Annotated in this window: 14 protein-coding genes; 9 read left to right on the top strand and 5 right to left on the bottom strand. The window is 63.2% G+C overall.

What is annotated here, in order from left to right; all coding sequences use genetic code 11:
* Positions 1-142 precede the first annotated feature (142 nt).
* Complete coding sequence (locus AC3WQN_RS24980; RefSeq protein WP_103402282.1) at positions 143-337, bottom strand: protein DnrP; 195 nt, start codon at positions 335-337, stop codon at positions 143-145.
* Positions 334-1,017 carry a Crp/Fnr family transcriptional regulator gene (locus AC3WQN_RS24985; RefSeq protein WP_103402281.1) on the bottom strand — a complete coding sequence of 228 codons (684 nt, stop codon included), beginning with the start codon at positions 1,015-1,017 and terminating at the stop codon, positions 334-336. The genes AC3WQN_RS24980 and AC3WQN_RS24985 overlap by 4 nt, the downstream gene beginning before the upstream one ends.
* A 717-nt stretch (positions 1,018-1,734) precedes the next feature.
* Here AC3WQN_RS24985 and AC3WQN_RS24990 point away from each other — a divergent pair.
* Complete coding sequence (locus tag AC3WQN_RS24990) at positions 1,735-2,925, top strand: NnrS family protein (RefSeq protein WP_103402280.1); 1,191 nt, start codon at positions 1,735-1,737, stop codon at positions 2,923-2,925.
* A 23-nt stretch (positions 2,926-2,948) separates the two neighbouring features.
* Positions 2,949-3,389, top strand: a complete 441-nt coding sequence (locus tag AC3WQN_RS24995) for a CopD family copper resistance protein (RefSeq protein WP_103402279.1) — start codon at positions 2,949-2,951, stop codon at positions 3,387-3,389.
* Between the two features lie 81 nt (positions 3,390-3,470).
* Here the strand turns inward: AC3WQN_RS24995 and AC3WQN_RS25000 are convergent, their stop codons facing one another.
* The 3 genes from AC3WQN_RS25000 to AC3WQN_RS25010 form a co-directional block, all read right to left on the bottom strand.
* Positions 3,471-4,766: a phospholipase D-like domain-containing protein gene (locus tag AC3WQN_RS25000; protein ID WP_103402278.1), complete on the bottom strand. Its 1,296-nt coding sequence runs from the start codon at positions 4,764-4,766 to the stop codon at positions 3,471-3,473.
* Positions 4,767-4,847: 81 nt separating this feature from the next.
* A complete protein-coding gene (locus AC3WQN_RS25005) occupies positions 4,848-5,294 on the bottom strand; it encodes an RES family NAD+ phosphorylase (protein ID WP_103402277.1) in 447 nt (148 codons plus the stop codon).
* Positions 5,291-5,740 carry an Xre family toxin-antitoxin system antitoxin gene (locus AC3WQN_RS25010; protein ID WP_103402276.1) on the bottom strand — a complete coding sequence of 150 codons (450 nt, stop codon included), beginning with the start codon at positions 5,738-5,740 and terminating at the stop codon, positions 5,291-5,293. The genes AC3WQN_RS25005 and AC3WQN_RS25010 overlap by 4 nt, the downstream gene beginning before the upstream one ends.
* A 362-nt stretch (positions 5,741-6,102) precedes the next feature.
* Between AC3WQN_RS25010 and pdxH the strand changes: the two genes are divergently transcribed.
* The 7 genes from pdxH to AC3WQN_RS25045 form a co-directional block, all read left to right on the top strand.
* Positions 6,103-6,750 carry a pyridoxamine 5'-phosphate oxidase gene (gene pdxH / locus AC3WQN_RS25015; RefSeq protein ID WP_103402274.1) on the top strand — a complete coding sequence of 216 codons (648 nt, stop codon included), beginning with the start codon at positions 6,103-6,105 and terminating at the stop codon, positions 6,748-6,750.
* Positions 6,751-6,848: 98 nt separating this feature from the next.
* On the top strand, positions 6,849-7,403 hold the full coding sequence (gene moaB, locus AC3WQN_RS25020; protein WP_095082473.1) for a molybdenum cofactor biosynthesis protein B: 555 nt from the start codon (positions 6,849-6,851) through the stop codon (positions 7,401-7,403).
* On the top strand, positions 7,400-8,635 hold the full coding sequence (locus AC3WQN_RS25025) for a molybdopterin molybdotransferase MoeA (RefSeq protein ID WP_103402273.1): 1,236 nt from the start codon (positions 7,400-7,402) through the stop codon (positions 8,633-8,635). Before moaB ends, AC3WQN_RS25025 begins: the two co-directional genes overlap by 4 nt.
* A 128-nt stretch (positions 8,636-8,763) precedes the next feature.
* Positions 8,764-9,759 (top strand): ubiquinone anaerobic biosynthesis protein UbiU, encoded by a 996-nt coding sequence (ubiU, locus tag AC3WQN_RS25030; RefSeq protein WP_103402272.1) that lies wholly within the window; start codon positions 8,764-8,766, stop codon positions 9,757-9,759.
* 10 nt (positions 9,760-9,769) lie between these two features.
* Positions 9,770-10,660 (top strand): U32 family peptidase, encoded by an 891-nt coding sequence (locus AC3WQN_RS25035; protein WP_095148359.1) that lies wholly within the window; start codon positions 9,770-9,772, stop codon positions 10,658-10,660.
* Positions 10,654-11,124 (top strand): ubiquinone anaerobic biosynthesis accessory factor UbiT, encoded by a 471-nt coding sequence (gene ubiT, locus AC3WQN_RS25040; RefSeq protein WP_103402271.1) that lies wholly within the window; start codon positions 10,654-10,656, stop codon positions 11,122-11,124. The genes AC3WQN_RS25035 and ubiT overlap by 7 nt, the downstream gene beginning before the upstream one ends.
* Positions 11,125-12,005: 881 nt before the next feature.
* Positions 12,006-12,245: hypothetical protein (locus tag AC3WQN_RS25045; protein WP_492606967.1), on the top strand; the 240-nt coding region annotated here is incomplete at its 3' end.

Here is a 12,245-nt window from a genome sequence, read left to right on the forward strand (position 1 = left end):
GAACTCGGCGATAGTTTTTGGGGCTGCTGTGCAGCCCAGCGCGAGCAAGCTCGCTCGCCACGGGGGATGTATTGAGCCCCCTATCCTTAACTGAACAGTATTGCAGCCTTGAGGGGCGTTGGTTGGCGGCGAGCGGCCGCGCTTAACCGCGCGGTAGCCAGAAAAACATCGTCACGCAGAAGATCGCAAGACCGATGCAGAACCACCTGAAGCGTCGTAGCGTGCGTTGTCGGGCACCGTTCGCCAGCGCCGACAGGGGCATGCCGCAGTGGCTGCAGGTAGTTTGCCGAGGCGGGTGGGGGTGTTGGCAATACAGGCAGGCGGGCAGGGCATTCACTCGAAGTGCTCCAGGCGCAGACGGTCGAGAATGACAATCTGGCGGCCATCCTGGGTGATGATCTTCTCATCGATCAGGCGGCGGATGATCCGCGAGAAGGTTTCCGGCTGGATGGACAGGTGGCCGGCAATCAACTGCTTGGCCATCGGCAACTCGAACTGGCGCTCAACCGGCTGCAGGTGCATCAGTTGCGTGAGCAGGTACCGCACCACCCGGTGGGTGGCGTTCTTCAGCGACAGGGTTTCGATTTCGTTGACCCGTTGATGCAGGCGCATGCTGAGTTTGCCGAGCAGGGCGAAGGTCAGGCGACTGTTGCTCTGCAGCAGGCGCATATAGGTGCCGTTGCTCAGGCGATAGAGCTGCGTGGGGCCCACGGCTTCAGCCGAGGCCACATAGTTGGGCGTGTCCATCAGCATCATCGCCTCGGCGAAGGTTTGTCGCGGGCCTATGACTTCGAACACTTTCTCCTGCCCGTCCGGGGTCAGGCGGTAGATCTTCACCGCACCGGCAATCACAAAGTAAAACGAATCGGCGGGCTCGCCCTGGCGAAACAGCGGTTCGCCCTTGTCGATGCTCAGCAAATGGCTGGACCCCATCAGCTCATCCAGCTGTTCTTCATTCAAGGGCTCGAACAAGTGATGGCTGCGCAGAATCTGGTGATGGACGCGGTGAAGCACCATGAGAATTCATCCTGAAGAATGGAAAAGTAAGCGTCAAGGGGGGCTATCCGTGGCGAGCGAGCTTGCTCGCGCTGGGCTGCGAAGCGGCCCTCAATAAAGCAGTTGCGGTCTTTCAGAAACAACTCGATGGTCAGTTTTTGGGCCGCCATGCGGCCCAGCGCGAGCAAGCTCGCTCGCCACAGGTAGCGTTCACTTTTGCCGGCGGCGTTGGCTTCAAACCAGGCCCAGGGATATGCCACTGGCCAGGGCGATGACCGAGCTGAGGACGACAAACCACGCCAGTGGCTGGATAACGTTATTCATGACGACTCCGGCGGAGTGAAAGGGGATCAAGGTGGCATGGCTTGAGCAAGACTCGGGCCAGGCGCGGCGCCCTGGCATTTAGTGGGTTTCTCAAACCATGCGGTCAAAATGACCAGGGTGTTACGAGTCTAAATGACCATCATCTTGTCATTTAGACCATTTTCTTGAGGGTCCCCGCCATGAGGGGGACTGCCGGGACCCTTGTGTGCCGGCACCGCAGTCTCACCACGGGGGCAGGGCACGGCCCTTGCAGGTGCTGGAGTGACAGCGGACGGGCAGCTTGCCCCGTTGTTGCCCGGCAAGCTTGATGTGCGACAAAGGCAGTGACGCGTCATTACCGGATGATTGCCTCGGAATTCAATTCGTCGCGAGCGGACCCGTGTCAGGTCGGCAGCGAGGTAAAGGAGTGGCTTGATGCAAGTACTTGACCGCCGTACGGCGATGGCCATCGTGCCAGTGTTACGCCTGGCTTTTCGGCCGTTGTTCCTCGCCGGCGTTTGCCTGGCGTTACTGGCGATACCGCTCTGGCTGATCGCCTTGAAGGGGGCGGTTGGCGACTGGCAGCCCGCCGGTGGCTGGCTGGCCTGGCATCGGCATGAGTTGTTGTTCGGTTTTGGCCTGGCGATCATCGCTGGCTTCCTGCTGACCGCGGTACAGACCTGGACCGGCCAGCCCGGTCTCAGCGGCAAGCCGCTGGCGGCATTGGCCTTGCTCTGGCTGGCCGCGCGAGTGGCCTGGCTGGTGAATCTGCCATGGCCGCTGGTGGCGCTGCTGGAACTGGCGTTTCCGTTGGTGGTGGCGGGGCTGATGGGGCGCTCCCTGTGGCGCGTGAGACAGCAACGCAACTACCCGATTGTCGTGGTGTTGCTGCTGTTGGCGACGGCGGACGGCTTGTCAGTCTACGGATTGGCGCAAGGCCATGAAGGCTGGCAGCGCCAGGGCGTGCTGACCGGCATCTGGCTGGTGGCGGCGATGATGGGCTTGATCGGTGGACGGGTGATTCCGTTTTTCACCCAGCGTGGCCTGGGCCGGACCGAGGCCGTTGCCCCCTGGGCCTGGCTCGATCGTCTGTTGCTGGCAGGGGCGGCGCTGGTGGCGTTGCTGTATGCCGCCGGGCCGGCGCTGTCGGCCAATGTCTGGATCGGCCTGCTGTTCGCGGCATTGACGGTCGGGCACCTGGTGCGCCTGGTGCGCTGGCATGACCGCGGGTTGTGGCGCGTGCCGTTGCTGTGGTCGCTGCACCTGGCCTATGGCTGGTTGGCGCTGGCGTGCCTGGGCATGGCGCTGTGGCATTTCGGTGTGGCGCTCAACCCCAGCCTGGCGGTGCATTGCCTGACGATAGGGGCCATGGCCGGGCTGATTCTGGCAATGATCGCGCGGGTCAGCCTGGGGCACACCGGGCGTTCACTGGAACCGCCGTCGGGGATGACCCTGGCGTTCATTCTGCTCAACCTGGCCTGTTTCAGCCGGGTGGTGCTGGTGCTGGTGCTGCCGGTGGCGGCGTTGTGGCTGGCGGGACTGTGCTGGGCCCTGGCGTTTGCGCTGTACGCCTGGCGCTACGGGCCGATGCTGCTGCGGGCCCGGGTCGACGGGCATCCGGGATAAGCCCACGGCGCAGGAGGCGGACAATGATCTATCCCTTTTTACTGGTCACCCATTTGCTGGCAGCCATCGGCTTCATCGGCACCCTGTTTTTCGAGGTGTACATCTGGCACTCGGCGCGTCGGCAATTGACGGCGGATGCCCGGGCAACGGCGGACCAGGCCATTGCCGTGCGCTCGCGCAAGGTGCTGCATGGCGTGGTGCTGGTGTTGTATGGCGCAGGCCTTGGCCTGGCCTGGCAGCATCGCGGCGTCCTGAGCCATCCGCTGGACAGCCGTTTTGCCAGCCTGTTGAGCCTGAAGATCGTGCTCGCCCTGAGCATCGTCGGACACTACCTGTTGCTGGCGTACTGGCTGCACAACGCACGGCTGACAGAGGCCCGGGCCAACTGGATTCGCCGCAGCATCCTGGGGCACATGCTGCTGATCGTGATCCTGGCCAAGGCGATGTTCTATTGGCACGGTTGAGTGCCTGGGGCGGGGCCGATAAGCCGCTGCATGTGGACATGTGCAGCGATCCCGCTCCCCATCGCAGTGATTGAAAAACCGTCAGTCTTCACGCTGCGAGACGTGCAGCACCCGATTCCCTTCGATGATGGCAAGGCCTACATCGAACTGGCTGCCCGTTTCACCGAAGAAATCCGCTGCGTTCTCGCCGGCCAGCTTGTCCCCTTTGCCAAAGTTGAAGCTCTTGGTCACCCGTTTCCGGACCAGTTGTTCGAAGGCCTGAGGGTTTTCTGCAATCCACTTGATCACCGGGGTCGTGAGTGGGGACCTGGCAGCAGGTTTGCGCGGCGGCGAGTTCGCACGAGTCGGTTTGACGCTGGGCTTTGGTCGCTTCGGGGTAAAGGCGGTAACAGTGTCCAATTGGAACGAAACCGGAACGATACAGACCGGAGTTTTTCCGTCGTACAGGTTGACCACCAGGTTGGTCCCCGCCGGCTGGCCTATCAGATCATCCGGGGATGCCGAAAGCTCGACGGTCAATGTCGGAAACGCCGAGAAGGTTCCCGGTGCGCATCGGATGTTCATCTCGATGCGTGTGATCTGTTTGCCTGCGAGCCGTGCCCAGCCGAACTCACAAGACTCAAGGAAGCACAGGTATCGCTTACCCTTTTCTAGTTGGACATCAGAACCGCGATTGCGCCGCCATTCCAGAAGGCTCTCGCCCTTATCAACCCGAAGGAATGGTGCGGAGTAAGCATCTTTGCGCATTACCTGGGCTGTCTTCTTGACGCCGGCGCGCAAGGCGCGTTCGAGTTTGACGCTGATTTCTGCCCGGCTCTTGGCAAGCACGTCGTCACGTTCCCGATTGGCGCGCACCTTCTCTTTAGCCTCGACGTTCGCCTGATGTTTGGCACACTGATCGTTGAACTCTTTGAGCAGGCCCTTGAGCCGCTCGATGCCGGCTTCCATGTCATTGATCATCTCGAGCTTGATCGGCCTTGGATTCTCTAGCCAAGGCTCAATGATCTCCATTGCTTGGCGGCGTGCAGGCTCGTCTTTGAGATGCACGCTGAGTTCCCGGTTGTATAGGCCACCTTTTGTAAGGTTCTGGCTACCCAGAGTGATAAAACTATCGTTGTCGGTCACAACCTTGGCGTGCAGCCCGTCAAGTCGAAAGACTTGGTGATCTTTCAGAAGAGCCCGAATGCTGGCGAGGGACGAGCCGCCTGCTGCAAATACCTCTGGTTCGAAGAGTGTGAAAATGCGAGCACCTTTCTTCCCTTTCAGGACGTTGAGCGCCACGTCCTCCGTAATGTAAGGCGACAAAATGGTAAGCGGTTTGGACGCGCCCTTGGCCGCTTGCTTCCAGCGTGGGGAGATATCTTCAAACATTCGCATCGACGGTTTCTTCCTGACTACCGGATCATGGGTTCGCCCAGGCGGGCGCGTCCTTCCAAATCCATGGGTGGGTGTTGAACGTTAGTTTTTTTTGATCAGTCGACTGTCGAGATTGAATGACTCGCCAGTGATCACGGCCTCTACTGAGTCGAGGTGCATTGGGTTGAACAGATAATTGACAGCGTGCGGCATGATCGCGCTGGGCACCGGCAACAGCAGGGCAGGGCATCCCTTGAGGAATGTGTCACCCAGACCCTTGGTGTGGCGCAGATCGGACTCCCAGCCAGGCGTGAGTGCCGGGGCCGGCGCGACGCTGACAGCATCCGGTAGCTCGACCTTGAGCAGTTGCAGCGTATCGGGGAGGTCTTCCTGATCCACTTCAAGGTGCACCAGGATCTCAAGCAGTGCCCCGGCCGGTGTTCCGGCCAGATAGACAACCGGTCTCCCCGCGGTGTGCCAGCGCCCACCGGCGAGGATCCCGCCGCGCCCTGTCAGATCGGCAAACGCGCTGATCCGCCAGAAGATCAAAACGCATAGCCTTCTGCCAACTGGATCAGCGTTTCTTCGACCTGGCGCGTGCCCTGTACCGTCGACAGCATTGCCATAGGGCTTCGACCCGAGAACCGGTCCTTGGGTTTGGACAGCCAGCGCTTGGCCTTTTCATCGTTTCCGAACACCGCGTCCGCCATTGCCGTGATGTGGGCGGCACGGAACAGGCGATCGCTCTCGTCGACGGTCAGCTTCTGGTCTTTGGCTACCCGGTTCTTCAGGGTTTTCAAGGGAATGATCTGGTCCCGCTCAAGCGGCGTCATTTCACCCAGCTCGCAGAGCATCATCAGCCGGTCGGCGGCAAACCCGACCTGGATGATGTCGTGGATCTCCAGATCGGAGGCGTCGGTGGGGATTTGCAACAGGGCGTGCAACCGTGTGCGATAGGCACCGTAGGCCGGTTCACGCATGACTTCAGCGAGCATGGCCGTCTCCTTGGGTTGTCGGCATATGCCGTATAATAGCCGGCATATGCCGATTGTGCGAGCGACTATTGATAGCTGGAACTCACAGTATTTGTGTATGGCGGCTGTCTCCTGTGGGAGAGAGCCGGGCGGCGTTCCGCTTGCCCGCGATGGTCGTCAACGATGACGCGTGCAGCCTGACACCCCGCGGCGTACTCGGGTTTATCGCGAGCACGCTCGCTCCTACAGTTGATGGCTGTTGTTCACGGTATTGGTGTCTGGAAGCTGATTCCTGTGGGATCAATGCCCGCTGTTGATGGTGATCAAGGTGTTGGTGTGCATGGCCTCGCAGACTGGGCGCAACCTCAGCGGAGATCACTGTCATGCCCCTTTCCCTGGCTCAGATGCGTCGCAACTACACCCTTGATGGCCTGCAGGAGGCGTCCGCGCCAGACGATCCATGGCAGCTGTTCGGCCAGTGGCTGCAACAGGCTCGCGATACCGAACAGGCGCCGGTCGAGGCCAACAGCATGCTGTTGGCCACGGTCGACCGTGAGGGCCGGCCGCACTGCCGGGTGTTGCTGCTCAAGGGTTTCAGCGAAGCCGGCTTGACCTTTTTCGGTCACTACCAGAGCGCCAAGGGCCAGGAACTGGCCGCCAACCCCCATGCCGCCATGACGTTCTTCTGGCCGGGGCTGGAGCGCCAGGTGCGGATCGAAGGGCAGGTGTCGCGCCTCGCCCCGGGTCTGTCGGATGCGTACTTTGACTCCCGCTCCCGGGCCAGTCAGCTGGGCGCCTGGGCATCACCGCAAAGCCATCCGCTGGCCAATCGGGCGCAGTTGGATGGGCGGCTGGCGCAAGCAACCCGGCGCTTCGACGGCCAGCCCGTGCCGCGTCCCGAGCAGTGGGGCGGTTACTGCCTGCAGCCGCAACACATGGAGTTCTGGCAGGGGCGGCCCGACCGTCTGCATGACCGGCTGGACTACCGTCTGCACCAGGGGGTGTGGGCGCGCTACCGCCTGGCTCCCTGAGCGGCGTCGCCCCGTGGAGGTACCTCCTTGGAGGAATAGGTTCGCCGGGTGTTTCGGTTCAGGCTTGGGCCAGTCCTCATTTACGGGAAGGCTTGGATATGGCCCATCTGGCGCAACGCACGTTTCAACCGTTGAACATTGCCGTGCTGACCATCAGCGATACGCGCACCTTTGCCACCGACACCTCGGGACAGACCCTGGCCGACTTGCTGCAAAAGGCCGGGCATGTGCTGATCGATCGTGACCTGGTACCGGACGATATCTATCAGATCCGCGCCAAGGTCTCGCACTGGATCGCCGACCCCCAGGTGCAGGTGGTGCTGATGACCGGCGGTACCGGTTTCACAGCCCGGGACAACACGCCGCAAGCGGTCATGCCGTTGCTGGACAAGCATGTGGAAGGCTTCGGCGAGTTGTTCCGCCAGGTATCCCTGGCGGAAATCGGCATGTCCAGCCTGCAGTCCCGCGCCCTGGCCGGGATCAGCAACGGGGTGTTGGTGTGCTGCGTACCCGGCTCGCCGGGCGCCTGTCGCACTGCCTGGAACCAGATCCTGCTGCAACAGTTGGACAGCCGTACCGGCCCGTGCAATTTCGCCCCTCACCTCAAGCCTCAACCACACCAGGTGCTCGAGGCGTGCGAGGTGCGCTCATGACTGGCCGGGTTTGCGATAGCGGTCATCTGATGCCCGTGGACGAAGCCGTCCGCCATCTGCTCGACCAGGCACCGCCGCCGCCCTCGGTGCAGACGATCCCCTTGGATCAGGCCCTGGGCCGGGTGTTGGCCAGGGACATCCATTCGCCGCTGAGCCTGCCCTGCTGGGACAACAGTGCCATGGACGGTTTTGCCTTCAGGGCCGCCGACCTGCCCGCCACGGGGGGCAGCCTGCCATTGGCCGGACGTATCGCCGCGGGGCAGCAGGCAGGCTCGCCCTTGCCGGCGCAGGCGGCGGTGCGGATCTTTACCGGCGCGCCGTTGCCGCCGGGGGCTGACACCGTGGCGCCGCAGGAGAGCTGCCGGGTCGAGGGCGATCGGGTCTGGTTGCCCCCGGCAACGGTGGGCGATCACGTGCGCAAGGAAGGCGAGGAGATCCGTCAGGGGCATCTGTTGCTCATGGCCGGCAAGCGCTTGCGCGCCCAGGAACTGGGGTTGCTGGCCGGTGCCGGGATTGCCCGGGTCGAGGTCTATCGGCCGTTGCGAGTCTGCCTGTTGAGCAGCGGCGACGAGTTGCGCGAGCCGGGCCAGTCCCTGGCGCCGGGGCAGATCTACAACAGCAATCGGTATTGCCTGTCGGCTTTGTTGCGCGGCTGGGGCGTCGAGGTGCATGACTATGGGGTCATGGCCGATGAGTTGGCGGCCAGCCGGCATGCCTTGAGCCTGGCGTCGTCGGAGTGCGATCTGCTGTTGACCTCGGGCGGTGTCTCGGTCGGCGAAGAGGACCATCTGAAACGGGCCATCGATGAGTTGGGCAGTGTGGATTTCTGGCGGCTGGCGATCCAGCCAGGCAAGCCACTGGCGTTCGGCGAAGTGGCCGGCAAGCCGTGGATCGGCATGCCGGGCAATCCGTCGGCAGCGCTGGTCACCGCACTGGTGGTGGTGCGTCCATTCCTGCTCAGGGCCCAGGGCGTGAGTCAGGTGATGCCGCGCCCGATGGCGCTGCCGGCAGGCTTCGACTGGCTGCAAGGCAACCGGCGTCGGCAGTACTTGCGGGCAAGACTGGTCCCCGATGCCGACGGGCAATTGCGTGTGGAGCTGCATCCCCAGCAGAGCTCGGCGATGTTGTCGGCGGCCTGCTGGGCCGATGGCCTGGCGGTCGTGGAGTGCGAGCAGCAGGTGCGCAAGCACGACAACGTGCAATTCCTGTCCTTCGCCGAGCTGATGCACTGATGGCAATTGATTGCCGTCAAGGCCGTCGCTGCCGGTCTCGCTAGACTGGCAGCGCACTCGACACCGCGGGCCTGTCCGCACCCGGCACGACGCGCAGGTCCGCACGCATTCCTTGATGAGGATTCCCCATGCAACTGGTCTGCCCGGCAGGCAATCTGCCTGCGCTCAAAGCGGCGGTGCGACAAGGCGCCGACGCCGTTTATGTCGGTTTTCGCGATGACACCAATGCCCGGCATTTCGCCGGATTGAACATGGACGACAAGCAGTTCGATGCAGCGGTCGCCCACATTCGCCAGCATCAACGCAAACTCTATGTCGCGGTCAACACCTACCCGCAACCCAAGGGCTGGGAGCGCTGGCAGCGCGCCGTGGACCGTGCCGCCGATCATGGCGTGGACGCGCTGATCGCCGCCGACCCCGGGGTCCTGGCGTATGCCAGCCAGCGTCACCCGCAACTGACCTTGCACCTGTCGGTCCAGGGCTCCGCAACCCATGCCGCCGCGCTGGCGTTTTATGCGCAGCGCTACGACATTCGGCGCGCGGTACTGCCACGGGTATTGTCGCTGGCCCAGGTGCGTCAGGTCGCGGCCAGCAGTCCGGTGCCCATCGAAGTCTTCGGCTTCGGCAGTTTGTGCATCATGGCCGAGGGGCGTTGCCACCTGTCGTCCTACATTACCGGCGAGTCACCGAACCTTTGCGGCGTCTGTTCGCCGGCCAAGGCGGTGCGCTGGAGCGAAGATGCCCAAGGCTTGAGCGCACGGCTCAACGACGTGCTGATCGACCGCTACACCCCTGACGAAGCCGCCGGCTATCCGACCTTGTGCAAGGGGCGCTTCCTGGTCGATGGCAAACGCTTTCATGCCCTGGAGGAACCCACCAGCCTCGACACCCTGGACCTGCTGCCGGAACTCGCGGCCATCGGGGTGGAGGCGGTAAAGATCGAAGGCCGCCAGCGCAGCCCGGCGTATGTCGAGCAAGTCACCCGGGTCTGGCGCGCGGCCCTCGATGCCCATCGCGCCGCGCCTAAAAGCTTCACGGTCAAGGACCAGTGGCGTCAGGTGCTGGCCGGTTTGTCCGAAGGCAGCCAGACCACGCTGGGCGCCTACCATCGATCATGGCAATGAGGGGCAGAACATGAAGCTGAGCCTGGGACCGGTCCTGTATTACTGGGACAAAGAACAAGTGGGGCGTTTTTACGCCGAGATGTCGAGCCTGCCCCTGGATGTGATTTACCTGGGAGAAACCGTGTGCTCGAAGCGCCGGGCATTGTCCCTGGATCAATGGTTGGGCCTGGGGCGCGAATTGCAGGCGTGCAGCCAGGCGCAACTGGTGCTCTCCAGCCTGACCCTGATCGAAGCCGCGTCGGAGCTCTCCAGCCTGCGCCGCCTGTGCGACAACGGCGAGTTGCTGGTGGAGGCCAATGACATGGGCGCGGTGCAGTTGCTGGCCGAACGCAAGCTGCCGTTCGTGGGTGGCCCGGCGCTCAATCTGTACAACGGTCACGCCCTGGCGCAACTGCAAGACAGCGGGATGATCCGCTGGGTGCCGCCGGTGGAGTGTTCGGCGGCCTTGATCCGCGCGGTGCTTGAGCAGGTGCGTGAGCTGGGTCGTGAAGTGCCGCAAGTGGAAGTCTTCGCCTATGGGCATTTGCCCCTGGCCTATTCCGCTCGCTGCTTTACCGCCCGGGCGGAAAACCGGCCCAAGGATGATTGCCAGTTCTGTTGCATCAACTACCCCGATGGGTTGGCGCTCAGCAGTCAGGACGGGCAGGCGCTGTTCACCCTCAACGGTATTCAGACGATGTCGGCCGAGGTGACCAATCTGCTGGCCGACTATCCGGGGCTGGTGGCCAGCGGTGCCGATATCGTGCGCTTGAGCCCTCGGGCCCAGGGCATGGCCGAGGTGATTGCGGCCTGGCAGCGGGTCCGTCTGGGGGAGGCGCCGCCGTTGTTCGTCGAAGGCTGCAACGGCTATTGGCATGGCCAGGCCGGGATGTTGCGCGTCGAGGAGGCCGGCCTGTGTTGAATCGAAAGAAATGGCTGTTGCACGGTGCTGATCGCGTGTTCCCGCTGGTCCGGCGGGTGCCTTTCGTGGTGCAGCGCCTGGCGTTGCAGCAGGCCCTCAATCGCTGCCTTGCCGAGCCGTTGCGCGAGGGCGAGTTCGATCTGTTGCGCGGGCGCTGGCTGTGCCTGCGGATTCCGGACCTCGGCCTGGCGTGGTACCTGACCCGATCCCGTGCAGGGCTGCAGATCGCCGAGCGGGCCGAGGCCGATGTGACCATCAGCGGCAACTGGCGCGAGTTCCTGCTGTTGGCCAGTCGGCAGGAAGACCCGGACACCCTGTTTTTTCGCCGGCGCCTGGTCATCGAGGGGGATACCGAACTGGGGCTGACCCTGAAGAACCTGATCGACAGCCTCGACCCGGAGATCTTGCCGGGTTGGTTGTGGCGCAACCTGGAACGGGCGGGGAAGGGGTTGGCGGCAGGTTGAGCAACTTCCACAAAACGCGGTACACCCCCTTGCCACCCGCTCCAGCGTGAACGCTGCCTTTGTGGCGAGGGAGCTTGCTCCCGCTGGGCTGCGCAGCGGCCCTGAGAAGGCAATGGTGGTCTGTCAGAAAGACCTCGGTTACCGGTTTTGGGGCTGCTTCGCACCCCAGCGCGAGCAAGCTCGCTCGCCACAGGGCTGTGTTCGGCATCCAGGGTTTTGCGATGACCGTCGACAGCCTCGCTTCGCAGTACACCTTCCACTCCATCGTGAACGCGGCCTCTGTGGCGAGGGAGCTTGCTCCCGCTGGGCTGCGCAGCGGCCCTGACCAGGTGATTGTGGTTTACCAGAAAGACCTTGGTTACCGGTTTTGGGGCTGCTATGCAGCCCAGCGCGAGCAAGCTCGCTCGCCACAGGGCTGTGTTCGGCCTCCCGGGTTTTGCGATGACCGTCGACAGCGCTGCTTCGAAGTACGCCTTCCACTCCAGCGTGAACGCGGCCTTCGTGGCGAGGGAGCTTGCTCCCGCTGGGCCGCGCAGCGGCCCCGGGAAGGCAATGGTGGTCTGTCAGAAAGACCTCGGTTACCGGTTTTGGGGCTGCTTCGCACCCCAGCGCGAGCAAGCTCGCTCGCCACAGGGCTGTGTTCGGCATCCAGGGTTTTGCAATGACCGTCGACAGCCTCGCTTCGCAGTACACCTTCCACTCCAGCGTGAACGCGGCCTTCGTGGCGAGGGAGCTTGCTCCCGCTGGGCTGCGCAGCGGCCCTGACCAGGCGATGGTGGTTTGCCAGAAAGACCTTGGTTACCGGTTTTGGGGCTGCTATGCAGCCCAGCGCGAGCAAGCTCGCTCGCCACAGGGCTGTGTTCGGCCTCCCGGGTTTTGCGATGACCGTCGACAGCCTCGCTGCGAAGTACACCTTCCACGCCAGCGTGAGCGCGGCCTTTGTGGCGAGGGAGCTTGCTCCCGCTGGGCTGCGCAGCGGCCCTGAGAAGGCGATTGTGGTCTGTCAGAAAGACCTCGGTTACCGGTTTTTGGGCTGCTATGCAGCCCAGCGCGAGCAAGCTCGCTCGCCACAGGGCTGTGTTCGGCATCCAGGGTTTTGCGATGACCGTCGACAGCCTCGC

Source organism: Pseudomonas sp. FW300-N1A1 (assembly GCF_058789115.1).